This window comes from Shewanella sp. SG41-3, assembly GCF_014164545.1.
Taxonomy (GTDB): Bacteria; Pseudomonadota; Gammaproteobacteria; order Enterobacterales; family Shewanellaceae; genus Shewanella; species Shewanella vesiculosa.
In genome coordinates this window covers 541580-566759 of sequence record NZ_JACJFJ010000001.1, presented here as the reverse complement: position 1 = coordinate 566759, position 25180 = coordinate 541580, and the positions used below count along the sequence as shown (strand labels likewise).

At 41.4% G+C, this 25180-nt stretch carries 22 protein-coding genes; 16 read left to right on the top strand and 6 right to left on the bottom strand.

All coding sequences use genetic code 11. The annotated features are described in order from the left end of the window. The first annotated feature begins 137 nt into the window (after positions 1-137). From H5164_RS02490 to H5164_RS02420, 15 genes are all read left to right on the top strand, one after another. The gene (locus H5164_RS02490) at positions 138-1094 is read left to right on the top strand and encodes a MoxR family ATPase (protein WP_182723297.1); all 957 of its coding nucleotides are present in this window, start codon (positions 138-140) and stop codon (positions 1092-1094) included. A gap of 41 nt (positions 1095-1135) precedes the next feature. Beyond that, the gene (locus tag H5164_RS02485; protein ID WP_182723296.1) at positions 1136-2071 is read left to right on the top strand and encodes a DUF58 domain-containing protein; all 936 of its coding nucleotides are present in this window, start codon (positions 1136-1138) and stop codon (positions 2069-2071) included. Beyond that, a complete protein-coding gene (locus H5164_RS02480) occupies positions 2072-2620 on the top strand; it encodes a DUF4381 domain-containing protein (RefSeq protein WP_182754604.1) in 549 nt (182 codons plus the stop codon). Further along, on the top strand, positions 2614-3621 hold the full coding sequence (locus H5164_RS02475; protein ID WP_182754602.1) for a VWA domain-containing protein: 1008 nt from the start codon (positions 2614-2616) through the stop codon (positions 3619-3621). Before H5164_RS02480 ends, H5164_RS02475 begins: the two co-directional genes overlap by 7 nt. Continuing rightward, positions 3618-5720 (top strand): VWA domain-containing protein, encoded by a 2103-nt coding sequence (locus H5164_RS02470; RefSeq protein ID WP_182754600.1) that lies wholly within the window; start codon positions 3618-3620, stop codon positions 5718-5720. The genes H5164_RS02475 and H5164_RS02470 overlap by 4 nt, the downstream gene beginning before the upstream one ends. Further along, complete coding sequence (locus H5164_RS02465) at positions 5714-7345, top strand: BatD family protein (RefSeq protein ID WP_182754598.1); 1632 nt, start codon at positions 5714-5716, stop codon at positions 7343-7345. Before H5164_RS02470 ends, H5164_RS02465 begins: the two co-directional genes overlap by 7 nt. A 101-nt stretch (positions 7346-7446) precedes the next feature. Further along, entirely contained in the window at positions 7447-8010 is a 564-nt protein-coding gene (locus H5164_RS02460) for a sigma-70 family RNA polymerase sigma factor (protein ID WP_124016313.1), read from the top strand. Continuing rightward, complete coding sequence (locus tag H5164_RS02455; protein ID WP_182742607.1) at positions 8003-8710, top strand: DUF3379 domain-containing protein; 708 nt, start codon at positions 8003-8005, stop codon at positions 8708-8710. Before H5164_RS02460 ends, H5164_RS02455 begins: the two co-directional genes overlap by 8 nt. A gap of 135 nt (positions 8711-8845) precedes the next feature. Next, positions 8846-10306, top strand: coding sequence for a sodium/proline symporter PutP (putP, locus tag H5164_RS02450; protein WP_182754596.1), 1461 nt, complete (start codon positions 8846-8848; stop codon positions 10304-10306). Positions 10307-10747: 441 nt separating this feature from the next. Then, positions 10748-12031 (top strand): OmpP1/FadL family transporter, encoded by a 1284-nt coding sequence (locus tag H5164_RS02445; protein ID WP_182754594.1) that lies wholly within the window; start codon positions 10748-10750, stop codon positions 12029-12031. 242 nt (positions 12032-12273) lie between these two features. After that, complete coding sequence (locus H5164_RS02440; protein ID WP_182754593.1) at positions 12274-13323, top strand: efflux RND transporter periplasmic adaptor subunit; 1050 nt, start codon at positions 12274-12276, stop codon at positions 13321-13323. 5 nt (positions 13324-13328) lie between these two features. Continuing rightward, entirely contained in the window at positions 13329-16601 is a 3273-nt protein-coding gene (locus H5164_RS02435) for an efflux RND transporter permease subunit (protein WP_182754592.1), read from the top strand. A gap of 44 nt (positions 16602-16645) precedes the next feature. Further along, positions 16646-16858 carry a DUF2892 domain-containing protein gene (locus tag H5164_RS02430; RefSeq protein ID WP_124016307.1) on the top strand — a complete coding sequence of 71 codons (213 nt, stop codon included), beginning with the start codon at positions 16646-16648 and terminating at the stop codon, positions 16856-16858. A 28-nt stretch (positions 16859-16886) separates the two neighbouring features. Continuing rightward, complete coding sequence (locus H5164_RS02425; RefSeq protein WP_165870093.1) at positions 16887-17249, top strand: rhodanese-like domain-containing protein; 363 nt, start codon at positions 16887-16889, stop codon at positions 17247-17249. A 462-nt stretch (positions 17250-17711) separates the two neighbouring features. Then, positions 17712-20165: a S8 family serine peptidase gene (locus H5164_RS02420; protein ID WP_182698080.1), complete on the top strand. Its 2454-nt coding sequence runs from the start codon at positions 17712-17714 to the stop codon at positions 20163-20165. Between the two features lie 77 nt (positions 20166-20242). Here H5164_RS02420 and H5164_RS02415 read toward each other — a convergent pair whose 3' ends face one another. The 5 genes from H5164_RS02415 to H5164_RS02395 all read right to left on the bottom strand — a co-directional run bounded on the left by H5164_RS02415 (position 20243) and on the right by H5164_RS02395 (position 23394). Further along, a complete protein-coding gene (locus H5164_RS02415; protein ID WP_165870087.1) occupies positions 20243-20845 on the bottom strand; it encodes a histidine kinase in 603 nt (200 codons plus the stop codon). Between the two features lie 215 nt (positions 20846-21060). Next, the gene (locus tag H5164_RS02410; protein ID WP_124016303.1) at positions 21061-21597 is read right to left on the bottom strand and encodes a YaeQ family protein; all 537 of its coding nucleotides are present in this window, start codon (positions 21595-21597) and stop codon (positions 21061-21063) included. A gap of 78 nt (positions 21598-21675) precedes the next feature. Further along, positions 21676-22587 carry a bifunctional precorrin-2 dehydrogenase/sirohydrochlorin ferrochelatase gene (locus tag H5164_RS02405; protein ID WP_182723286.1) on the bottom strand — a complete coding sequence of 304 codons (912 nt, stop codon included), beginning with the start codon at positions 22585-22587 and terminating at the stop codon, positions 21676-21678. 8 nt (positions 22588-22595) lie between these two features. After that, on the bottom strand, positions 22596-22955 hold the full coding sequence (locus H5164_RS02400) for a rhodanese-like domain-containing protein (RefSeq protein WP_182698082.1): 360 nt from the start codon (positions 22953-22955) through the stop codon (positions 22596-22598). A gap of 118 nt (positions 22956-23073) precedes the next feature. Next, complete coding sequence (locus H5164_RS02395) at positions 23074-23394, bottom strand: putative signal transducing protein (protein WP_124016300.1); 321 nt, start codon at positions 23392-23394, stop codon at positions 23074-23076. A gap of 164 nt (positions 23395-23558) precedes the next feature. Between H5164_RS02395 and H5164_RS02390 the strand changes: the two genes are divergently transcribed. Beyond that, complete coding sequence (locus H5164_RS02390; RefSeq protein WP_124016299.1) at positions 23559-23960, top strand: DUF3224 domain-containing protein; 402 nt, start codon at positions 23559-23561, stop codon at positions 23958-23960. Between the two features lie 267 nt (positions 23961-24227). On the opposite strand, the gene secF is transcribed toward H5164_RS02390, so the two are convergent. Beyond that, positions 24228-25175, bottom strand: a complete 948-nt coding sequence (gene secF, locus H5164_RS02385) for a protein translocase subunit SecF (protein WP_124016298.1) — start codon at positions 25173-25175, stop codon at positions 24228-24230. Positions 25176-25180 lie beyond the last annotated feature (5 nt).

Genomic DNA, 25180 nt, shown 5'->3' with positions numbered 1-25180 from the left:
ACGGTTTTAAACAGGCGTTTACAACTATCTACTTCATAAAGAGTTAAATTGTGTTAATCCTACTAGCCAAAAACCAATAGAATTCATAACATAGGATTTAATACACCCAATGCCAACTAAATAAATTGAGTACTACTATGCCGTTAAGTCGTTTTCACTCACTCCGCGCCTATTTAGATACTGTTGTCTTAGGTCAACCCGTATTAACAGAAAACTTGCTGATAGCACTTATCGCAAATGGTCATTTATTAGTTGAAGGTCCACCAGGTTTAGCAAAAACGCGAGCGGTAAAAGCACTATGCGACGGTGTCGAAGGTGAGTTTCATCGTATTCAGTTTACGCCCGATTTGCTGCCTGCTGATTTAACCGGTACCGATATTTATCGCCAACAAACCGGTACATTTGAATTTGAAGCAGGGCCCATTTTCCATAACTTAATCCTTGCAGATGAAATTAACCGAGCCCCTGCCAAAGTACAATCTGCTTTATTAGAAGCCATGGCTGAAGGCCAAGTTACTGTAGGAAAACACAGTTATCCTCTGCCGCCACTTTTTTTAGTCATGGCAACCCAAAACCCACTCGAAAACGAAGGTACCTACCCCTTACCTGAGGCACAGTTAGATCGTTTTTTAATGCATTTAAACCTCGATTACCCCAATGCCGAAACCGAATGCGAAATCTTACGCCAGTCCCGTAAAGAGGCTAAGACACACCAATTACCAACGATAGATCCTGTTGCGCAAGCAGATGTATTTGCAGCAAGAGATCAGGCATTAGATATTTATTTAGCTGAGCCACTCGAAAAGTACATCGTTGAGATTATTATGGCGACTCGCCAACCAGCAAGATATGGCGCAGATTTAGCAAAATGGCTCGAGTATGGCGTCAGTCCACGCGCCACGATTTCATTAGAACGTTGTGCAAGAGCACGCGCTTGGCTGTATGAACGAGACTTTGTATCGCCAGAAGATATTCAAGCGGTTGCGCCCAATGTTTTACGGCACCGCTTGTTACTCAGCTATCAAGCTCAAGCTGAAGGTGTTACGGCAGATCAAGTGATTGATCATATTCTGAGTCAAGTTGCCGTACCGTAGATGTTGCAATAGGTGCACTTATTATTGAGCATGATTAGATTATGATGAACCAAACCTACTCATTACCCCTTTACAGTGATGGTATGAGCTTAAATGAGCAAGAATTAATTGCTTGCCAAAGCTTGTCGCGCGCCCTCCCCGATCATAAGTCGCGGGCAAAAGCAGCCTTGTCGGGTCATCGAAGCAGTCAAATAAAAGGCCGCGGTATGGAGTTTGCTGAAGTTCGTCATTACCAAAATGGTGATGATGTTCGAACCATTGACTGGCGAGTAACTGCGCGAACCGGAGTTGCGCACACTAAGTTATTTGTGGAGGAACGCGAACGTCCTATCCTGCTGTTGATAGATTTGAGCCACAGCTCATATTTTGGCTCGCAATTAGTACTTCAATCTGTCCAGATAGCCCATTTAGCGACCACATTAGGTTGGAATGCAATCAATAATGGCGACAGGCTTGGGGCGTTAATCGCCAGTGAAACTAATCACTTAGAACTTAAACCGCGAAGTCGCCGCCAAGGTATTTTGCAATTAACGTCGGGGTTAATTGATGTTCATCAGCAGCAATTAAAGCAAATTAATCAATTGTCACCTGATCCAGGCCATATGTTTAAAGCCTGTCAACGTTTACAACGTATTGCAAAACCTGGTTCTCTAATCTGGATTATTACCGACGGTCAACATATTAACCAACAATGCTTAGCACCATTAACTGAGTTATCACGTCACTGTGATATCGGAGCATTTGTGGTAACCGATCCATTAAGACAAGGAACCTTGGCGTTACCAAAACAATTTGCCTTACCCGTTCGAGATGGCCAACAACAATTGACCTTAACTCGGCAAAGTTACGAGGCTTGGTTAGCGAATCAACAAGCGCAGCAACAACAATTTTTTGCTTTAATGAATTTGATTAAAGTGCAACCAAAATTAATTGATGCCGCTAAACCGCTCAGTGCCCAATTGGATATTTTACGTTAAATGACCACGCCAAACATACCATCACAACCAATGCCAATTGATGCCAACGCATCAGCTTTAGCTCAATTGCACGATATTGCGTTACCCGCCCCGATCAGCACCATGCCGATTGCGCCAGGATATTGGATAATCGCAGCCGTATTGATTATTTTAGCCGTTTGGTTGGGCAAGCGTTTATATAGACAACATCAATATCATGCTCCACGCAAAATAGCCCTAACACTTTTACAAAGTTATAATGTCGAAAATGATAGCTTTGCAGCACAAGTCAATAGCTTACTCAAGCGTACCGCATTAACTTATCTACCACGAGAACACCTCGCTAAACTCAATGGTCAACCTTGGTTTGATTGGTTAGATACTCGTCTCGCGCCAGATCAACAACATAAAATAGGACAATTACTCGTTAAGCGTCACCAAGCGAGCGGCTTAGATCAAGCCGAAAAAGACCAATTACTCCAGTTAGCACAAGCTTGGCTCAACAATAAGCATGCTTTTAGTGATGCGACCTTAATATCCAACAATCCACATCAGGAGGCCAAATGTTAGCATTTTACTGGCCATGGTTATTACTCTTACTGCCACTGCCGTTATTGATTAAGCGTATTCATATAGACAGTGCCGGTGGACATTTACAGTTACCAGGCATCGCTACTACGATGACGCACTCAAGGGCGGTCAATCAAAAAGTGAGTCGTAAACGGTATTGGTTAATGTGGACTTTTCTTCTATTAGCAATCGCAAGGCCACAATGGTTAGGAGACCCGATTGAATTACCCGCCAAAGGTCGTGATTTAATGATGGCGGTTGATTTATCAGGCAGTATGCAAATTGAAGATATGGTGATAAACGGGCAAACGGTTAATCGATTTACGTTAATTCAGCATGTATTAAGTGATTTTATTGAGCGTCGAAAAGGAGATCGGCTCGGACTCATATTATTTGCAGACCATGCCTATTTACAAGCACCGTTGACCCTAGATCGCCGCTCTGTAGCCACGTTTTTAGATGATGCGCAAATAGGCCTAGTAGGCAAGCAAACCGCTATTGGTGAAGCGATTGCCTTAGCGGTAAAACGTTTTGATAAAGTCGATGAAAGTAACCGTGTACTAATTCTCCTCACTGACGGTTCTAATAATGCTGGCAATATTGACCCCGAAGTCGCAGCCCAAATTGCGGCTAAACGTAATGTCACCATTTACACTATTGGCGTGGGCGCAGAAATGTTAGAACGGCGTACTATTTTTGGTAAAGAGCGAATTAATCCTTCAATGGATTTAGACGAGGAGCAACTCAAAAAATTAGCCAGCATCACTAAAGGTCGATATTTTAGAGCTCGTAACAGTGAAGAGTTAAACAGCATTTATCAAGAAATAGACAAGTTAGAGCCGGTAAGCCGAGATCAATTAAGTTACCGCCCAAAAAGTGAATTATTTTATTGGCCTTTATTAATGTCATTACTAATCAGCTTCTTAATTAGTTTGCAGCAACAATGGCCAAATCAGTTATGGCCTAAAATCAAGTCTAGCAAAGAGGCGGATCAACAATGATACATTTCATTCGCCCTGAATGGCTATTGGGCATGATTCCAGTATTGATATTAAGTGCATTATTTTGGCGTAGACATAGCCAGCAATCAGCATGGAAACAATATATCTCCCCGCATTTAAGTCAGTTACTGGTGACCCAAACCGTGGAGGCAACTCATCAACCTAAATGGGTACTGATTGCCTGCTGGATAATTGCAGTGATTGCGCTTGCCGGCCCAGCGTTGAATAAACAAAGTTTGCCGGTATTTGCTACTGAGCAAGGTAGAGTGCTCATTATGGACATGTCGCAGTCTATGTATGCCACAGACTTAAGCCCGAATCGCTTATCTTATGCCAAATTTAGAGCTACCGATTTACTAAACGAACTCAAAGAAGGCGAAACAGGACTCATTGCCTACGCTGGTGACGCTTACACTATCAGCCCGTTAACTCGTGATAGCAGCACCATTTTAAATTTATTACCCACATTATCACCTGATATTATGCCAACCAAAGGTTCCAATTTGGCGGCAGCATTATCACTGGCAGAGAAACTATTAGCTCAAGGTGGCCATGTCAGTGGCGACATTATAGTGATGACTGATGGTATTTCTGCACAGCAATTTAATCAAGCAACCAGTGCAGTCAACGACCGCTATCGTTTATCTATTATGGCATTTGGCAGTAAACAAGGCGCCCCGATCCGTTTAGCTGATGGTCAGTTATTGCGAGATAACAGTAATGAAGTGGTTGTCGCTAAAACCGATTATGGTTTATTACAAAAACTAGTAAAGCAACATCAGGGTATCCTAGTGCCAGCGCAAACAGATGGCAGCGATATTTCAACTCTTACACAATGGTTAGCCTCAGACGGCAAAGCGAGTGAAACAGAACTCGCTGGTGAGACTTGGCAAGATCTCGGGCCATATCTGGCAATGTTATTAGTCATCCCAATATTAATGAGTTTTAGACAAGGATTATTAACGGTTATGCTTAATCCTGTTTTGCTATTGTCTGCAGCAATGGCGTTTGGCCTAACTCACAGTCACCCAGCACAAGCGTCGGTGTGGCAAGATTTATGGCAAACCCAAGATCAACAAGCCGAATCGGCCTTTCAGCAAGGTGAGTTTGCTCAAGCTGCTGACACATTTAAAGACACTCAATGGCGCGCCTCTGCACATTACAAAGCGGGTAATTATCAACAGGCACTGGCAGAGTTTGAACAAAATAATACTGCCCAAGGGTTATTCAACCAAGGTAATGCATTGATGCAGTTGAAAGACTACCCAGAAGCCATTACTCGTTATCAAAAAGCGATTGCCGCGCAATCACCTTTTATCGAAGCAGAACAGAATTTAGCCTTAGCTCAACAACTGCTCGAACAACAGAAAAAGGACTCATCAGAACAAGAGTCGGATAAGTCACAACAAGACTCATCCGACTCAAAAGATGATCAAAACTCATCTTCTGAGCAATCTTCTAATAAAGACAAATCACCACAGTCAGAACCGGATAAGTCTCAGCCCGGTGAACAAAAAAACCAGCAAGATCAGCAAGACCAATCGAGTCAGCAAAACCAAGATCAGCGCGCTGAAACTCAATCTAAAGACAGTAATGATAGCTCCTCTGATAGCGATAAGTCAGCTGAAAAAGATCAAAAGCAAGATAAAAAACAATCTCAATCAGCATCAAATGATCAGCCGTCAGGTGAGCAAAAAAATGACTCACAACAAAATAGCTCAGAGCCACAATCATCACCAAATACTAATGATAACAAGGGCTCACCCAAAAATGATCAATCGCAAGACTCACCTGAAAGTAATGAATCTAGCATGCAAGCCAGTGCGAGCAAAAATGAAGATCAGCCTACTGATGATAAACAGAAGATGAGCGCAGCTAAGGCTTCTGACCTTGCAAACTCCGAAGGTAATTCGCAAGACAAACCAGCTGAAATGGTATCTGCATCGCAGATGAATCAAGATTCACTTCCAGCGGACATGGAAAGGGCTCTTCGCGCTATCAATGAAGATCCCCAAGTATTAATCCGTAATAAAATGCAACTTGAATATCAAAAACGTCGTCAAAACAGTCAACCACGTGAGGATAATGAACAGTGGTAATTAGAACTTTTTTTAGCTTATTGCTATTGATTATTGCAGCCCCTGTATTTGCAATGAGCCAAGTACAAGCAACTGTAGACCGTAACCCTGTGGTTGCAGGTGAATACTTCGTACTCGATGTAACTGCTGACGACGATCTCAGTGCCAACGAATTGGACACTTCGATATTACTGAAAAACTTTATTGTCGGCAGAACCAGTGTAGGTCGCAGTACCAAAATGGTTAATTTTGACACCACAAAAGAAACTCGTTGGCAGATATTATTATCACCTAAATCATTAGGTAATATCACTATTCCCGCATTTAACATCAAAGGCGTGAGTTCAAACCCGATTAATCTTAAAGTGATCCCACAAGGCACAACAGCCGACAAAGCTGAAAATGTATTCATGAGAATATCGACGAGTGCCTCTGATGCTTATGTCGGCCAGTTAATCACCTATAAAGTAAAATTGTATCTTGCAGTAGAATTACAACGTGGAGTGCTCAGTGCTCCAGCCATTGAAGGGGCACAAATCAAGCAAATCGGTGAGGATAAAGACGGAAGCGAAATTGTCGATGGCCGCCGTTTTAGAGTAATTGAACGTACTTATGGGATTATTGCTGATCTGCCTGGAGAGTTGGTGATTAATGGCGCCGGCTTTTCGGGTGATGTTATTGTCGAGGCTCCTAGGCGTGGAGGTATGTTTGGTTTTAATGAAAGTCGACCAATACAAACTGCAGCCGAAAGGCAGGTAATTCAAATCAACCCTATTCCCCCAAGCTATAAAGGAAAATGGTTAGTCAGCGATATTGCAGTATTAAAAGAAACTTGGCCAGAAGATGTTAGTGAATTTGAAGTCGGTAGCCCAATTACCCGTTCAATTAGTTTAATCGCATCCAATACTGATGACACCAGTTTACCAGATATTGATATTCCGCTGACTGAAGGCTTAAAAGCCTACCCAGAAAAACCAGTAAGACAAACTTTTGTTCGCGACAACCAAGTCGTGTCGCAATACAGTATCACTACCGCGATTGTGCCAACAAAACCAGGAACCTATACCCTACCTGAGATCCGTGTACCTTGGTGGAATCCACATCTTAAAAAACAACAATTTGCCACGTTACCAGAACGAACAATTAACGTAATCGGCAGCTCAACGGCAACCACAGACATACCACCCGTTGATAATTTTAGCGCAGTTCAAGGTCGCGGATATTGGCCACTATTGAGTGCCGTTCTGGGTATGTTATGGCTTATCACCTTAGTATTATGGCGTAAGGCGGTATCGGCAAACCGAGCACAGCCATACACAGATGATGACAATAAAAGTCAAAAAACAAAGCCTAAAACAACCGCAAAAGGCCTCGATGCCATTATCGATGCATGTGACCGTAACGATAGCAGTGCTGCTATTGTCGCAGTACAAGGCTATTTTAGTGAACGCTTAGGAAAATTCATGACGCTAACGCAAATCAGTGGCTTATCTGAGCAATTGTCGGCGGCACTGAATAAATTACAAGCAGATAAATACAGTAATCATCCACAAGCAATTGACAAAAAATCACTTATGGATGCCATTTTGGCTTATCGGCAACCTGATGCAGGTAAAAAATCATTAATTAAACAACTAAATCCCTAATATTTAAACGCTAAATAGCAGACAGGTTCTGCTATTTAGCTTGCTATTAATCCCCCCGCTTTTTAAGCTGTTAGTTATTATTAACTCAACAAAGTTAAAAAATGTTCGATTCCCTGCGAAAGAAAAAGTCCGAACCCGCGGTCTTATCTGAGATGCTAACAAAACAACGACGATACGATAGCCTTGTCAGGGCACTTCATACCGACATATTTCGCTACGCCTTTTGGTTATGTGGTGATAAACATGTTGCTGAGGATATCACCCAAGAGACGTTCTTAAGAGCGTGGCGGTCTTTAGACTCGTTAAACGATGATAAAGCTGCTAAGGCATGGCTGATCACAATTTTAAGGCGTGAAAATGCCAGACGTTTTGAACGTAAACAATTTAACTACAGCGACGTAGAACAAGATTTACTTGAGGATGTATTATCCACAAGTCATGAAGAAGACACTGAACAGTATTGGTTGCGTCGTCAAATTGGTAAACTCGATATTGAATACCGAGAACCTTTGTTATTGCAGCTGATTGGCGGGTTTAGTGGCGATGAAATTGCCGCCATACTTGAACTTAATCGAAATACGGTAATGACGCGCTTATTTAGAGCCAGAAACCAGTTAAAAGACGCTCTCGAAGCACCAGAGGTAAGAGGTCAATCAAATGGATGATCTACAGTTTCGTCGCCAAGCATACGGTGACCCCAATAATCAGTCAGATGAATTTTTAACTCATTTAGCTGAACATGAAGATGATGCAAAATTTATCAAAGATCTAAAAGCATTTGACCATAAACTCATGCAAGCACTCAATATTAGTGTCCCAGATGATTTAGCTGATAAATTGATTTTGCGACAGCAATTAAGCCAACATCAACAAAGCAAAAAACATACTCGCTACATGATGGCGGTGGCTGCATCAGTGGCTTTTATCGTCGGAGTCAGTTTTAGTTTATTACGTTTTACGCCAGTAAACTTAAGCGAAAACTCGCTAGCTCATGTACACCATGAAACCAAAGCATTAATCATGGAACAGGATATTGGCTTTAATGATGTTAATTTTAAACTCGCCAGTGTCGATGGATTGAGTGACTCAAAGTTTATCAAACAACCAGGGCGTGTTTTTTTCACCTCATATTGTGATTTTCAAGGTGTCAAATCATTGCATTTAGTCATGGCTGACGAGAATGGCAATAAGGTCACCTTGTTCATTGTGCCCATTGAGAAGCGTATTGTATTAGAAGAAGCTTTTGCTGATAACCAATATAAAGGTCAAAGTTTTCAAACAGCCGATGCCTATATGGTCTTGGTGGGAGAACCAGCTTCTAATCTTGAGTTTGTCAAAAAAGAAGTTGAAAATACCTTTATTTAAACACTGTCGGTGACAATCTAAAATCCGCTACTTCATTGAATAGCGGATTTTTTTTACACTTGAATAATTCAAAGTGTGAACTATCTCTAACTTCTGCTAGCATGTCGAACACAAAAATAATCTCTTGAGAACTATATGGATATTCAAACACCGATCCTCATTACCTTTATAGGATACTTGGCCTTAATGATGGGTATTGGGTACTGGGCCTACCGCAAAACCGATACTGTCGATGATTATATTCTTGGCGGACGAAAAATGGGCCCCGCAGTCACCGCTCTTAGTGTGGGTGCATCAGATATGTCGGGCTGGTTATTACTGGGTTTGCCAGGGGCAGTGTATCTAAGTGGCTTGGGTGAAGCATGGATTGGTTTTGGATTAGTGTTTGGCGCTTGGCTTAATTGGCTATTTGTCGCTAAGCGTCTGCGTATTTATACCCAAGTGGCCAATAATTCACTAACCTTACCCGACTTTTTTGAGAACCGTTTTAATGACTCTCATGGGCTATTAAAATTAGTTTCCGCATTAACGATTCTGATCTTTTTCACTTTTTATGCCTCCTCAGGCATGGTCGGCGGCGCAATATTATTTGAAAAAGTCTTTGGTCTCGATTATACCGTCGCCTTATTAATAGGCTCATTTATTATTGTATCTTATACCTTTGTCGGCGGTTTTTTTGCGGTGAGTTGGACTGACTTCTTTCAAGGCTGCTTAATGTTAATAGCCTTAATTATTGTGCCTGTATCCATCTTTAGTCAGCCAGACACACAAGCAGGTTTTGAACAGATAGACCCGGCGATGTTGTCGTTTATTAATGAGAACACCACTGTTATTGGCCTTGTGTCTTTACTGGCTTGGGGGTTAGGTTATTTCGGGCAACCGCATATTTTGTCTCGTTTTATGGCTATCGGCAGCCCAAAAGACTTAGTCCTTTCTCGGCGTATTGCCATGACTTGGATGATAGTGTCACTATTTGGTGCCTTAGCAACAGGTATTGCCGGCAGCCTTTATTTTGCCGCCGAACCACTTGAAAACTCAGAAACCGTGTTTATTCATTTAGCCCATGCCGCGTTTAACCCTTGGGTTGGTGGTTTGCTTATTGCGGCTATCTTATCTGCCATCATGAGTACTATCGATTCGCAGTTGTTAGTCTGCTCTAGCGTGATCACCGAGGATTTTTATCTTAAATGGTTGCGTCCACAAGCCAGCAGTAAAGAATTAATGTTAGTCGGTCGTATTGGCGTTATAGCCATCGCATTAGTGGCTGGAGTTGTTGCGCTTAATCCTGAAAGCAGTGTTTTAGGGCTAGTCAGTTATGCATGGGCCGGGTTTGGTGCTGCATTTGGCCCAGTAGTGCTGTTATCGCTGTTTTGGCAAGGCTATAGCCGCAACGGTGCAATTGCAACGATTTTAGTAGGTGCTATAACTGTTGTGGTTTGGAAACAAATGAATGGCGGTATTTTTGAGCTATATGAAATTGTCCCAGGGTTTATTTTCGCTATGTTAGTGGGCGTAATCGTCAGTAAAATATCACCACCCACTGATAAAACTATCGCTGATTTCAGTGCTTTTCGTGAGTCTTTGAAAACGCAATAATGGCATTAAAAGTTTTCTTGGTAACTCAGCTTCTTTAATTGAAGTTGAGTTACCTTCTCATCATACCTTGCCCAACTCAACACGAATAAATAAGCTGTAAAAACAACCCCTACCATGACGGCTAATTGAGTATTTATGAGCAACTTAATACTATGAATTTAATCCAGCAGTTGCTTAACATCCACGATGAATAAAATTTAACTTAAGCTAACCAGGGTGTCGTTATCGCCGAAAATGGAGCGGAAATTCACATATACTGCCATGCTATCAAACACCTAATTCACGACTAAAAACTAGAATTAACTTAATATTAACAATAACTAACATCTGGTCGGAGTTGTTACATAGTTCACATTTACCTAAGATGCCCTAAATTTTGACCGTCAAATGTTTAAAGCGGATAAACTTTGAACAAAACGGTAATAATAAATGGACATAATAATGAATAAATTCCACAAGACTCTCATTGCTACCACAGTAAGCTTAATCAGTGTACAAGCCTCAGCCGCCGGTTTTCAGTTAAATAGTCAATCAGCTACCGGTATTGGTCGTGCAATGGCTGGGGATGCTGTTATTGCTGACAATGCCTCAGTTTTATCTCGTAATCCTGCCGCTATGGCTCTCTTTGATGAAACCGCATTATCTTTAGGTGTCGTTTATGCTGATATCGATGTGTCGGTATCGGATGCAAAAGGCAATTTTGGCGGTCAAGATGTCGCCTTTGGCAGTGAACACAGCGCTGCTGACGCAAAAGTTATTCCGAATTTCTATTATATCAACCCGATTAACGACAAAATGGCCTTCGGAGTTGCGGTATTCAGTAACTATGGCACCGGCACTGATTTAGGCAACTTAGCCAATAAAACACCGACTATAAGCGGCAATGCTGTGCCACTTCCAACTCCAGTTGATTTATTAGGTAACACAGAAGTCGTTACCGTTAACTTCAACACGAGCATGTCTTATCGCGTCAATGATGAGTTCAGTTTCGGCTTCGGTGTTGATGCCGTTTATGGTAGCGGAACCCTCACACGTAAGAGCGACAACCCACAGATCGGCAACTTAGTGGATGTTGATGCCGATGGTTGGGCTTTAGGTGGGATTGTTGGTGTGGTGTATGAAGTTAATCCAGATAATCGTTTTGGTTTAAGCTACCGCATTAGCCCAAAACTTACCGCCAAAGGCGATGTAAATTATCAGTACACTGAATACAATAAAATTGATATTCCTATCGCAGATATTGCTCAGTTTGCCGGTTTTCACCAGCTAACGGATAAATTCGCGCTACATTACACGGCTCAGTGGACCAATTGGAGCTCGTTTGACAAAATCGTCGTTAAAGATGGTGCCAATGGTGTTGACCAAGCCGACTTAAAAGAATACCACTGGAAGGATTCATGGTTTTTAAGCTTAGGGGCAACTTATAATCTCACTCGAGATCTCACTTTGCGCGCAGGTTTAGCATCGGATCAAGGTGTTGTGAATCAGCATTCATCATTATCAATTCCTGATTCTGATCGTACTTGGTATACCGCTGGCGTCAGTTACGACTTAAGCCAAAAATCGAGCGTTGATTTAGGCATCGCTTTTGTGCGCGGAGAAGATGTTACCGTATTAGAAGACAGTAAGCTTCTTGCTCAAATACCTGGTTATAGCAGTGAAATTTCAGCACAAACGCGATCAAATGCTGTTTATTATTCAGTACAATATAACTACAGCTTTTAGTTAGCACTTGTTAATCAGTGCTCTTTAACCATGAGTATTGACTGCCTTTTTTAGCTCATTCACCACGGACTAAAAAAGTATCATCCTTTTTTATCCAAACCGCCATTTAGCAATAATTGGCGGTTTTTTTATCTCCGTAATATGATTAAGATCTAATATATAAAATAATTCTAATATATCGGTTGCGTAACGGCACAAAGTCCATTAGAATTTTCTTATAGACTCCAAAATAGGCTTTTCATATGTCTCGGTTAACAAATTATTTATTCCTCGGTGTTATCCTCACCACAATAGCATTACCTCTTGCAGTGCAAGCCTATGATGTTAATACATTAAAATTAGCATATTCCGAACAAAATCAACCGCGAATATACGATGCAAAAATTGAAGCAATTAAAGCGGCAACGATTTCAGCCCAAACCTCAGGAAGGATTATTAATATCCATTTTGATGTTAATGATTTAGTACCACAAGGCGCGTCTTTACTGGAAATCACTAATAAAGAGCAAGGTGCTGGGTTCGCGGGAGCGGAAGCTGAACTGGCTAAAGCAGAAGCACTAAACACTGAGGCACAAGCACAATATGCGCGCTATAAAGCCCTATTTCCTAAAGGGGCTATATCAAAAGGCGCCATGGATGAAGCCACAGCCAAAGCAAAATCAAGCAAACAAGCTGTGAGTGCTGCTCAAGCACAATTAATACAAGCCAAAGAAAGCTTAAATTACACAGTCGTGAGTGCGCCTTTTAGTGGCCGAATGACTCAACGTTTTGTTGAGCAAGGTGAAACAATATCTTATGGTCAGGCATTGTTCTCTGGTTATGATACTCAACACCTCAGAGCGGTATTTCAAGTCCCACAACAAGATATTGCTCAGCTTCAACAACAAGCACAAGTTGCGATTCAATTACCTAATGGTAATGAAATCACTTCCGGTGATATTGATGTGTATCAATTTGCCGATCCACTCACTCATCAACATCAAGTGCGAGTCAATCTAAATGCCGCTGATATCGAAGATATCATCGTGGGCCAATGGATTAAAGTAACCGTGGCCTTTCCCAGTAGAAAGAGTCTGGTGGTGCCATTATCGGCGATTCATCAAGTCAGTGACTTAACCTCTGTGTATCGTGTAAGTAACGATAAAATAGTATTAAATCAGGTACGAATTGGCCGAATAGATACTAAAACAAATACTGCAGAAGTGCTGTCAGGTCTTATGGAAGGCGATGAAATTGTTATTGATGCAGGACGTTATTTAATTAATTCCTCAGCAACAAAAGCTCAGGAGTAGCCCGAATGACAACCCCCAACGAACCAAATAAACTCGGCATATCAGGCTCAATAGCAAAGGCATTTCAACAAAGTGCTATCACCCCATTATTGGCTATTTTAGGCTTATTACTGGGTCTTTTTGCGGTAATTATTACGCCAAAAGAAGAAGAACCACAAATAGATGTCACTTTTGCAGATGTGTTTATTCCCTATCCTGGCGCCACGCCGACGGAAGTTGAAAATCAAGTCACCTTGCCTGCTGAACGTATCATTTCTCAAATAAAAGGGATTGATACTCTTTATTCATTCTCTCAACCTGATGGTGCGTTGATTATCGCGATTTTTGATGTCGGTATTCCACGTGATGAGGCCGTGGTTAATTTATATAATCAACTGTACTCTAACCGAGATAAATTTAATCATGCCGCTGGCATTGGTGAGCCATTAATTAAACCCAGAGGCATTGATGATGTGCCTATTGTAGGCCTGACCCTCTGGTCTAAAGACCCAAACATCACCGCAGAACAGCTTACCTTAGTGGCATCTGGCTTGGAAACCGAACTAAAGCGGATACCTGGCACGCGAGAGATTTACAGCCAGGGTGGCCACGAAATGGTGTTAAATGTGCGTATCGATCCTGTCAAAATGAGCAGTTTCGGCGTCACGTTCAACGATATTAGTGCCACTTTACAAGATAATAACCAGCTGTCTACGCTCGGATCCTTGACACAGTTTAATCAAGAAATAAAACTACAAACTGGACAGTTTTTACGTACGCTTGATGATGTCAATAATTTACTGATAAAAGTCAATCAACCAGATGCAACATCGGCTAGAAGTTCATCTCCCCATGCCGTTTATTTATCTGATATTGCCGATGTAAGCCTCAAAAGTGATATACCCAAACAACATGTTTGGCATGTCACCGACAAGGGAACTTATCCTGCTGTAACGATTGCGATAGGCAAACAAGCAGGCACCAATGCTGTTGATATCGCTGATGCGGTTTTAGCGAAAATCAAGGCTGTCGATAATGTATTAATTCCCAATAATGTTGATGTTGCCATCTCTCGTAACTACGGTAAAACAGCTGGGGATAAATCGAACACACTTATCTTTAAATTGATTTTTGCTACATCGGCAGTGGTACTGTTAGTTTTATTCACCATGGGAGTTCGTGAGTCTGCCGTGGTGGGTGTGGCTATTATTATTACCCTAGCCATTACTTTATTTGCATCTTGGGCTTGGGGATTCACCCTCAACCGTATTTCATTATTTGCGCTTATTTTCTCGATCGGCATCTTGGTTGATGACGCTATTGTTGTGGTCGAAAATATCCACCGGCATATGGCAATGAGTGATAAACCCATTAGCGAACTTATCCCACACGCCGTTGATGAAGTCGGCGGACCAACCATACTGGCGACTTTTACGGTTATTGCCGCCCTTTTGCCAATGGCATTTGTATCGGGACTCATGGGCCCATACATGAGCCCTATTCCGATAAATGCCAGTATGGGAATGATCATTTCGTTATTAATTGCCTTTATTATGACGCCATGGCTGAGCAATAAGTTATTAAAGCCTCACAAAAAATCTCATAATTCAGCTAATTCAACTGCAAGTACTGACATTGTGGTAGAAGAAGACAATCGATTAACACGCTTGTTTACCCGCATAATGAGCCCTTTTTTAATTGGCGAACATGCACCAAAAGCCCGTAAAGGTTTGGCTTTAGGCATTGCTTTATTGATTGCTTTTGCTGTCGCCTTGCCAGTAATGCAAGCGGTAATATTAAAAATGCTGCCTTTTGATAACAAGTCAGAGTTTCAGGTGATGGTCGACATGCCTGAAGGAACACCAGTAGAACAAACTCAAAGAGTCTTGCAAGATCTCAGTCAATATCTCACGACGGTTAAAGAAATTGAGCATTTACAATTGTACGCAGGTACTCATGCACCGATGAACTTTAACGGCTTAGTAAGACATTATTTCTTGCGCAGTAGCCAAGAACTCGGTGAGATCCAAGTAAATCTGGTTGATAAGAAACATCGCGACCGCGACAGCCACACCATTGCTTCATCGGTGCGTGAACCATTACAAAAAATTGGTCTTCGCTACCATGCAAATATTAAGATTGTTGAAGTGCCACCCGGACCGCCAGTGTGGTCACCCATTGTGGCCGAGGTTTATGCACCGAACACTGAGCTACGCGAACGAGCAGCCAATGACTTATTACAACGATTCAAGGACACAGAACATGTTGTTGATATGGATATTTATTTGCCAGCACAGCAACAAAAATGGCAGGTAATTATTGACCGTAATAAAGCTCGCTTATTGGGAGTCTCGTACGCCAGTATCGTCGATACCATCAGCACAGCCGTTGATGGTAAAGATGTGAGTTATTTGTATCAAGCACAGTTAGCTCAGCCCACGCCAATTAGATTACAACTTGATGAGGCATCTAAAGTAGACCTTAAGCAAGTATTGTTATTACGCTTACCAACTCAATCGGGTGAAACCGTACCATTGACAGCATTAGTCAAGGTACAACAACAGGTTATTAATGCACCAATTATCCACAAAAATATGGTACCTATGATCATGGTTATTGCTGATATGGCAGGCCCTACTGGCAGCCCACTGTACGGTATGTTTGACATGGTCAGCCAAATTAATCAACAAAATGAACAAGGTGATTCAAGTTACCCAATTCAACAAAATCTGGTTAATCAACCTGATGGATTAACTGACGTGGCTATTTTATGGGACGGTGAATGGAAAATAACATATGAAACTTTCCGCGATATGGGTATTGCTTATGCTGTTGGTATGATTGCAATTTACTTGTTAGTTGTAGGGCAATTTAAATCATATGTGGTGCCGTTAGTCATTATGGCGCCAATACCATTAACCATCATTGGCGTGATGCCAGGACACGCTATATTGGGCGCTCAATTCACGGCCCCCTCGATGATAGGCATGATTGCGCTAGCGGGTATTATTGTTCGAAACTCTATCTTGCTGGTCGATTTTATTAATCAGCAAACAGCTGCTGGAATACCATTAGAACAAGCCGTTATCCATTCTGGGGCTGTGCGTGCCAAACCGATTATGTTGACAGCATTAGCGGCAATAATTGGCGCATTATTTATTATTGACGACCCTATTTTTAATGGTTTAGCTATTAGTTTAATTTTTGGTATTTTTATCTCGACCATTTTAACCTTGGTAGTAATCCCAGTATTGTATTATTCGGTTATGAAAAATAAACACATTATCACAGCTAAGTAACAAGATTATTCGTTAACTGGGCAACGCCCAATAAGGATCTAAACATGTCATTAGAAAGAAGTATTATGGCCTTTGCAGGCTTCATGGTTTTATTATCGATAGTGTTAACCGCAACTGTCAGTCCACATTTTGTCTGGCTAACGGTGTTTGTAGGCGCTAATCTATTTCAGAGTGCATTCACAGGCTTTTGTCCTGCGGCGATGGTAATGAAAAAATTAGGCATCAAAACTGCAGCGGAAATAGCCTTAAATAAATAACAAGGAATTTATCGTGTTTAAGAAATCTATGCTGTTGTCTATTCAATCGGTATTGGCGCTATTAGTAATATTAGCAGCATCACTCATGCCGACCTGGGCGGCAGAGCAAGAGCCCAGCGTTGCATGGGAGAAGATCGACCGTGGCGTCATGTTGATTGATGTGCGTACTGCTGAAGAGTTTGCAGAAGGACATATTGACGGTGCTATGAATATCCCATTCAATAATATCGTACCCGAGTTAGCAAAGCTCAATATCACTAAAGACACTGAAATAGTGCTTTATTGTCGCAGCGGTAATCGCAGTGATATGGCACAAAAATCACTCGTTAAACAAGGATACAGCAACACCTATAATGCAGGTGGTTTTAACAGTTTAATATCTGCACGATAATATCAGCAATAAATTAAGCCACAGAGCTAATCCTGTGGCTTAATATTATGCTTCAATAGCATCCTACTCATCACCAGCACTACAGAGTAAACCACTGTTATTATTTCAATAACACCAAAAATCGTAAACTATCATTTACACTGTATTTAAGTTAATTATTTATTAGCATTAACAACTTCACTTATTCATTTCTCGGTTAAGCGCTTACATCTAGGTAACTTGATAAAAGTTATACAGATAACTTTTATCAAAATACTGCTTAATACATTTTAAATTCACAAATGTTACATAATAATTCACGAAAATATCATAAAAAGTACTTGTATTACCAAAGTCAAGGTTAACAAGTTATTTACATTTGGTGAAAATGTGATTACCTTTTAAATAGATAGGCAAAATAAGCTTATCGATAAACATAATTATAAAAGACGTTATTTAACTCTGATTAACATGGAAGATAATATGAAAAAGAATAAAAACTCAGCGGTCGTGCTTAGCATGACCGCTCTTGCTTTGGCTATTTCAACTCAAGTCAATGCTGCCCCATCCCCTTTACAGCTTTCTGCTACTAACCAACAAATTGATCAACAATCTCCGTTACCTAAACGTTATATCGTTAAATTTAAGAATGATAATGCGGCACAAACGTTAAGCAGCAGTTCTGCAACGCAAAATGTGGGCGTTCAACCTGAAACAAATAGCATGTCTTATCAGCCTCGCTCAAACGAAGTATTCAGTCAATTTCGTGCTTTGAACAGTGTAAAAGCGCGAGAAATGAAGCGTGTTGGTCGAAGTAATAGTTATTCTGTAAAACTCGACTCGCCATCAATCAAAGCATTGCGTTTACGTCAAGACGTTGAATATGTTGAAGAAGACTTACCACGTAGATTGCTTGCAGAAACAACACCTTGGGGACAAACCTTTGTTGGTGCAACTGTACTAAGCGACAGCCAAGCGGGTAATCGCACTATCTGTATTATTGACTCTGGTTACGATCGTAGTCATAACGATTTAAATGCAAACAACGTCACCGGAACCAATAATTCCGGAACGGGCAACTGGTATCAACCGGGTAATAATAATGCTCATGGTACTCATGTCGCAGGTACTATTGCTGCCATTGCAAACAATGAAGGTGTGGTCGGGGTTATGCCTAACCAAAACGCCAATATTCATATCGTAAAAGTGTTTAACGAAGCAGGGTGGGGTTACTCATCATCATTAGTAGCCGCTATCGACACTTGTGTTAATTCAGGTGGTGCAAATGTCGTCACAATGAGCTTGGGTGGCAGTGGTTCAACCACAACCGAGCGTAATGCATTAAATACTCACTACAATAATGGCGTATTATTAATTGCAGCTGCTGGTAATGCTGGTGACAGTAGTTATAGCTACCCTGCTTCATATGACAGTGTGATGTCAGTGGCCGCCGTTGACAGTAACCTTGATCATGCAGCATTTTCACAGTACACGGATCAAGTTGAAATTTCAGGTCCTGGTGAAGCAATTCTGTCAACCGTTACCGTTGGTGAAGGACGTTTAGCAGATATCACTATTGGTGGTCAGTCCTATTTTAGCAATGGCGTAGTACCGCACAATCGTCTGACTCCATCAGGAACCAGTTATGCTCCTGCCCCTATCAATGCAAGTGCAACCGGAGCCTTAGCAGAGTGTACCGTCAATGGAACCAGTTTTTCATGTGGCAATATGGCGAATAAGATTTGTCTTGTTGAGCGCGTAGGCAACCAAGGTTCAAGCTACCCTGAAATCAACTCAACTAAAGCATGTAAAACTGCAGGCGCTAAAGGTATTATTGTGTACAGTAATAGTGCCCTACCTGGCCTACAAAACCCATTCTTAGTTGATGCCAACAGTGATATTACGGTTCCTTCAGTGTCAGTAGATAGAGCAACAGGGCTTGCACTTAAAGCTAAGTTGGGACAATCAACGACAGTGAGTAATCAAGGTAACCAAGATTACGAATATTACAATGGTACCTCTATGGCCACACCGCATGTGTCAGGGGTTGCTACATTAGTGTGGAGTTACCACCCTGAATGTAGTGCAAGCCAAGTGCGTGCAGCACTTAATGCAACAGCTGATGACTTAAGTGTTGCGGGACGTGATAACCAAACCGGTTATGGGATGATTAATGCCGTTGCAGCAAAGGCCTACTTAGACGAATCATGTACTGGTCCAACCGATCCTGGCACAGGCCCTGGTACTGGTGACAGTGTACTGGTAAAAGGTGTCGCAAAAACCGGTCTAGCTGGCGCTAAAAGTGATGAGCTATATTTCTCGTTAGACGTCCCTGCAGGCGCAAAAGACTTAACCTTTACCATGAGTGGCGGTACTGGCGATGCTGACCTGTATGTGCAATATGGTGCATCACCGACCAGCAGCAGTTATGACTGTCGTCCATGGAAGAGTGGTAATGCAGAATCTTGTCCTATTGCCACACCACAAACGGGTACCTATTATGTGATGGTGCAAGGTTATAGCGCATTTAGTAACGTCAACCTAGTGGCTAATTATACCGCGGCAACAACCAGTGGTGGCAATACTGGCGGTCCAGCAAGCTATACCAATACTGGTAATTATACGATTCCAGATAATAATACCACTGGTATCACTAGCCCAATCACGGTTAGTCGTACTGGCGATTCAGGATCGGTATCAGTGTCTATCGGTATCATTCACACGTATATTGGTGATTTAAAAATCCAGTTAGTGAGTCCTACAGGTCAAACGGTTGTCCTGCACAACAATACTGGTGGTGGAACCGATAACTTAACCCAGACTTACACAGCTAATATGGCTGGTGTAGAGTCTAGTGGTGTATGGACTTTAAAAGCAGTTGATAATGCCAAACAAGATACTGGGTATATCGATACTTGGAGTTTAAGCTTCCAGTAATCTCCTCTTGTTCAATACAAAAATAGCCACGAAATGTGGCTATTTTTTTACGCTTTACTAACTAACTGATTGAAAACCTAAAAGTGAGGCTGTGGTATTTGTAATACCGCTGGCTGCTGAGTATTGGCAATAACCTTGAATATTGAGGCAAATGAGTTTGGTGTACTCACATCAACAGCAAGTTTTAATCGCCTTGCAATATCATTGGCTGATAATACTCCGCGAATAGCATGTTGTTCGCGATCAATCACTAAACAATGTTGTTGCCCTGCTGATTGCAATGTTTCAATTACATCACCAATTCGAGCATAATTTAAATCTTCAAAATCGATCGCTTTAAGATCTTCTTTAGGGATCATAAAATCAGCAACACTGAGGTGTTCACGCTGATGTCCAGCGGCCACTCGTTTTAATATCTCTTGATTATGTAATGACTCAAAACTGATTAAGCCAATAAACTGATCGTGATGGTCAATGACTAATTTAAGGCGGACATGTGACTTTTGCATTAAGTGCTCAACATTCACAGCCGATGTACTTGACTCAATAACCATAGGCGTCACTTTCTTGAAATCAGTAAACACGTTTAATGCCGAAGACTGTACTGATATGTCTTCATGGGCTTCTGGTGAAGTTAATTGGTCAATTTTTTCTACTGGGTATAGGGCTAATTTTTTCACAACAACATCCTTAATCAACAGCTACCGTTAAAATAAAACTATTATTATCAGTTATTTATATTTTTCGGTATTTACTAGATATCTTGATTATCTGCCTGTGTTTTTATTAGCACAAGGCACATTTGATTAAACTTAATTAATTTTCATAAAATTAAGGTTTAATTCACACTGTTGTGATTCGGAGTGTGTTAGGCGCTAAATTTAGGTAATTCCCATCACTTTAAGACTTCAGGTTCGATTAACACACTATTATTTGCATCTGAAAACCACACTTGCCCTTCACTAAGGCTTACTTGTAACGCCATGTTACGATTAACAAATATATCCATTTGTTTAACTGCATCTTCAGGAAAATTAATCACGCTTAAATTATCGTAACGCGCGAATGCTTGCTGATTTTGTTGCCACCAAATAGGTACACTTCGGCCGCCATAAGTATAAAGAATGACTCGTTTTGAACGACCACACGCTTTTCTGAGCCACTTTTCATCTGCTTGACCAAATTCAACCCAAAGATCAATTTCGCCACTGAGGTTTTTATCCCAAAGTTCCGCTTCATCATCAACACACAAACCTTTACTAAACACTAATGATTCTGATGCATTAATCGCAAATGCCAGCAAACGAACCATCATGCGGGTGTCGGTCTCAGATGGGTGTTGGGCTAAGGTAAATTGATGATCGGCATAATAATGACGATCCATATCTGCTATCTGCAAAGAGACTTTAAAGACGGTAGCTTTTGCGGCCATGAAGGGTTCCAACTCATATAAAAAAACCGAGTCTACTACAAAGTAGACTCGGTATAATAGGACATCATTCTTATCGAGTTAAATTGCGCCTGGACGAAGATGTTTTGCCATCGGGAAATGTGCGCTAAGCTGACTGATTTTAGCCAATGAAGACACAATTAGAATACGACTACCATGCTCATATTGATGAGTAATATCACTTAATAACGGTACCTTTTCTCTGCTAGCATCGCGCCTTAATAGTTCATTAATCTCGCCATCGAGCGGGTTATCACTGTAAACCACATCTAATGTCTGTAGCAAAGGCATTGCGGCTATAGGCAACAAATGCGTCGGAGTGTCCTCAGTTAATAAGATAATGTCGCCTTTAATACTCAAATGATCAAAAGCATCAAGATAACGCTGTTCAGTTAAGCCATCAAACTTATCTTGGTTAGTGGTAAAAAACTGTTCCCAAAATAAACGTCTATCTTTACCTGCTGATAATTTATGTTGGACTTCTTCTCGCTTGCTAGCAACAAAATCAAATAATGGTGCTAACGATGGTGGTAACATGGTTTCGAGTCTCGAACGAATCGTTCGCGCAAACACTGGGGCTGCGCCAGCAGTACTTATTGCCACGACTAACCGGCCTCGGTCAACAATAGAAGGCGTAATAAATCGACAAAATTTAGGGTTATCGACCACATTAACCCAAATTCCACGCTCAGTGGCTAATTCGGCAAAGTCCATATTAAGTTGTTCATTAGCTGTGGCCAAATAAATAATGTCGACATTGGCAAAATCAGCGCTGCACACTTCGCGGCGCGAAAGTTTAATACGTCCCTGAGAATAATAGCTTTCAATCTCATTGGCGACGTCTGGCGCAATTACATGAATATTGGCATCAGTACGAGACAAGAGATCTAGTTTACGTGTAGCGACCTCACCTGCGCCAACCAATAAGACCTGTAATCCTTGGGTATCTACAAATAATGGGAAATATTGCATTAATCTACTCAGTCTTCAACGATAGGGAATTGATGTTGTATCCAAGCGCGGTATCCACCAATCATCGAGGCGACTTGTGTGTATCCCATAATCTGTAAATTATAGGCCGATAATGCTGCACGTTGGCCGGCACCGCAGTAAAGGAGTAATGGGGTATCTTTGTCAGGGAATCGATGCTCTATATCACGCTCAATAATGCCACGGCTCAAGTGTTTTGCTTTGGGTAAATGCCCTTGCAGCCACTCATTATCTTCTCGAACATCAATTAATTGCCACTGGTCTTGTTGTTGATATTGTTCAATCGTTAGCAAGGTAACATGAGGCATAACTGAATCAACTAAACGGGCGAAAGCTGGAGATGCTTGCATAGCGTATCCTTAAGTTAGGGTAAAGTCGCTTATCAGTAACAAATGAGTACTTTATACGTCATAAACCGCAAAGTGGTTTAGTCTGTAGTTTATGAAAAAAATAAACTTATACAAGCGCTTATTCGTTATGCATTTCACTTCTTTGCGAACTACATTGCCAACACAACTCAAAACTTCCTTCATTTATTTCATGGCACTGAACGCATTGCCATTGAGGTTTTTCAATATCAAGTGCATCCAATAAACTCTGTGCTGCCACAAGCTGACTATCTGCAACCCATAACTCAACAGTCTGCATTTCAATAGGCAAACCGCCAACACCACCGATAAGCGCTTCTCCTTTAAGATCAACGTCTATTCCACTGGTTTCAAGTAACCCTTTCCATGTGTGAGCCTGCAGTAAGTTACCACCAGCCAATAATACTTTTCGTTGTTCCATGCGATATCCTATGTCATTGCTCTTGCTGGCAAATTTATGTCATCCTACTGCCTAAGCCAAAATCTGTCGAGTATTGTTTATAAATTGGACATTTATAACAAACAATGATTATCTTAATGCTACATGGGTCATTGCACTCAATAACATCAAAAACGGGACTCTACATGACAAAAATAGTCTTAAAAGGTGTATTTCAAATCACCACCTGGAATGAATCGACTTATGCAGAACACCACAACGACAGCAAACAAACCATAGCAGAAATTAGCCAAACATATTCTGGTGACGTCAGTGGTTCTGCGCAAATCCGCTATATTATGTCATACCAAAAAGAAGGTTCGGCTGTATTTGTTGGCATAGAACACTTAACCATTGATACGCCAGAAATAGCAGGCAGTATAGTTCTGCAACACAATGGCGTATTCTCACAAGGCGTTGCACAGAGCCAATTTAACGTAATCGCTGATTCAGGGACCGATAACCTGCTGCAATATATTGGCCACGGCGAATTTACTTCAACCGAAAATGGTCAAGCTGATTACATCATCACTCTACAACATGAATAAAATAACTATTTCTCGTTTAGATACTGATATCGGCACATTTAGAGTATCAGCAAACCTCATACAAACAAGATTGGTTTTTACTGGCGTTGAAATCCTCGGTAGCGACGGATGGGAAGCACTAATAATCGATCCGCAAACCCTGTGGTACAAAACCTTGTTGGTGGCCTGTAAAACACATTTAACATCTCAAAATAGTGACCTTCGATAAACAATAAACCCCAGCAAGCTGGGGTTTATTGTTAGCGATTAAATAATTAACAATGCATATTAAGGCATCATTGAAGGCTGGTCAGCACCTTCTTTTTCAATCTCTACAGGTAACATGTGCTCACGGTTAATACCCAATTTAACGGCTAAGTAACTTGCCACGTAAATTGATGAATATGTACCGACAAAAATACCTAATAGCAATGCAGTTGCAAAGCCATGGATCATCGTGCCACCTTTTAAGAACAGCGCAATAACGGTAATTAATGTGGTACCCGTAGTAATAACGGTACGGCTCATGGTCTGGGTGATTGAGGTATTCACAATCTCTTCAGGTGTGCCTTTACGCATTTTGAGGAAGTTTTCACGGATACGGTCATACACCACGATAGTATCGTTAAGTGAGTAACCCACAACTGTCAACAAACCTGCCAATACGGTCAAGTCAAATTCAAGCTGTAATACCGAAAACACCCCTAAAGTAACAATAACGTCATGGGCTAACGCCGCAACAGAACCTGCTGCTAAACGCCACTCAAAACGAAATGACACATAGATAAGAATACAGATTAGGGCAACAATAACCGCTAAGCCACCTTGTTCTGCTAACTCTTTACCTACCTGGGGACCAACAAACTCAACTCGCTTTTGAATCACGCCCGCATCAATTGATTGCGCTGCGGCTAATACCGCGGCAACCTGGACATCACTTTTTAGCTCATTTCTGACTGGTAAACGCACCAATATATCGCGGCTTGAACCAAAGTTCTGTACTACTGCACCTTCAGCTTCCGCTGAAGTCATAGTGCCGCGCAAAGCGTTCAAGTCGACAGGAGCTGAAAACTCCATTTCGACTACCGTGCCGCCAGTGAAGTCCAAACCCCAGTTAATGCCTTGAGTTGCAAGCGACCCTAGTGAGGCAATAACCAGAAGCATCGACATAATACTGATGATTTTAGCATGACGAAGAAAGTCGACTGTGTTCTTTACTGAAAATATCTGTAACATATTCA

Excerpts from the sequence above, each read along its gene's own strand:
- H5164_RS02435 (WP_182754592.1), top strand. The coding sequence starts at position 13,329 with ATGACAACCCCCAACGAACCAAATAAACTCGGCATATCAGGCTCAATA.
- H5164_RS02405 (WP_182723286.1), bottom strand. The coding sequence starts at position 22,587 with ATGCAATATTTCCCATTATTTGTAGATACCCAAGGATTACAGGTCTTA.
- H5164_RS02410 (WP_124016303.1), bottom strand. The coding sequence starts at position 21,597 with ATGGCCGCAAAAGCTACCGTCTTTAAAGTCTCTTTGCAGATAGCAGAT.
- H5164_RS02470 (WP_182754600.1), top strand. The coding sequence starts at position 3,618 with ATGATACATTTCATTCGCCCTGAATGGCTATTGGGCATGATTCCAGTA.
- H5164_RS02485 (WP_182723296.1), top strand. The coding sequence starts at position 1,136 with ATGATGAACCAAACCTACTCATTACCCCTTTACAGTGATGGTATGAGC.
- H5164_RS02430 (WP_124016307.1), top strand. The coding sequence starts at position 16,646 with ATGTCATTAGAAAGAAGTATTATGGCCTTTGCAGGCTTCATGGTTTTA.
- H5164_RS02420 (WP_182698080.1), top strand. The coding sequence starts at position 17,712 with ATGAAAAAGAATAAAAACTCAGCGGTCGTGCTTAGCATGACCGCTCTT.
- H5164_RS02480 (WP_182754604.1), top strand. The coding sequence starts at position 2,072 with ATGACCACGCCAAACATACCATCACAACCAATGCCAATTGATGCCAAC.
- H5164_RS02490 (WP_182723297.1), top strand. The coding sequence starts at position 138 with ATGCCGTTAAGTCGTTTTCACTCACTCCGCGCCTATTTAGATACTGTT.
- H5164_RS02475 (WP_182754602.1), top strand. The coding sequence starts at position 2,614 with ATGTTAGCATTTTACTGGCCATGGTTATTACTCTTACTGCCACTGCCG.
- H5164_RS02395 (WP_124016300.1), bottom strand. The coding sequence starts at position 23,394 with ATGGAACAACGAAAAGTATTATTGGCTGGTGGTAACTTACTGCAGGCT.
- H5164_RS02425 (WP_165870093.1), top strand. The coding sequence starts at position 16,887 with ATGCTGTTGTCTATTCAATCGGTATTGGCGCTATTAGTAATATTAGCA.
- H5164_RS02460 (WP_124016313.1), top strand. The coding sequence starts at position 7,447 with ATGTTCGATTCCCTGCGAAAGAAAAAGTCCGAACCCGCGGTCTTATCT.
- H5164_RS02400 (WP_182698082.1), bottom strand. The coding sequence starts at position 22,955 with ATGCAAGCATCTCCAGCTTTCGCCCGTTTAGTTGATTCAGTTATGCCT.
- H5164_RS02455 (WP_182742607.1), top strand. The coding sequence starts at position 8,003 with ATGGATGATCTACAGTTTCGTCGCCAAGCATACGGTGACCCCAATAAT.
- putP (WP_182754596.1), top strand. The coding sequence starts at position 8,846 with ATGGATATTCAAACACCGATCCTCATTACCTTTATAGGATACTTGGCC.
- H5164_RS02445 (WP_182754594.1), top strand. The coding sequence starts at position 10,748 with ATGAATAAATTCCACAAGACTCTCATTGCTACCACAGTAAGCTTAATC.
- secF (WP_124016298.1), bottom strand. The coding sequence starts at position 25,175 with ATGTTACAGATATTTTCAGTAAAGAACACAGTCGACTTTCTTCGTCAT.
- H5164_RS02390 (WP_124016299.1), top strand. The coding sequence starts at position 23,559 with ATGACAAAAATAGTCTTAAAAGGTGTATTTCAAATCACCACCTGGAAT.
- H5164_RS02440 (WP_182754593.1), top strand. The coding sequence starts at position 12,274 with ATGTCTCGGTTAACAAATTATTTATTCCTCGGTGTTATCCTCACCACA.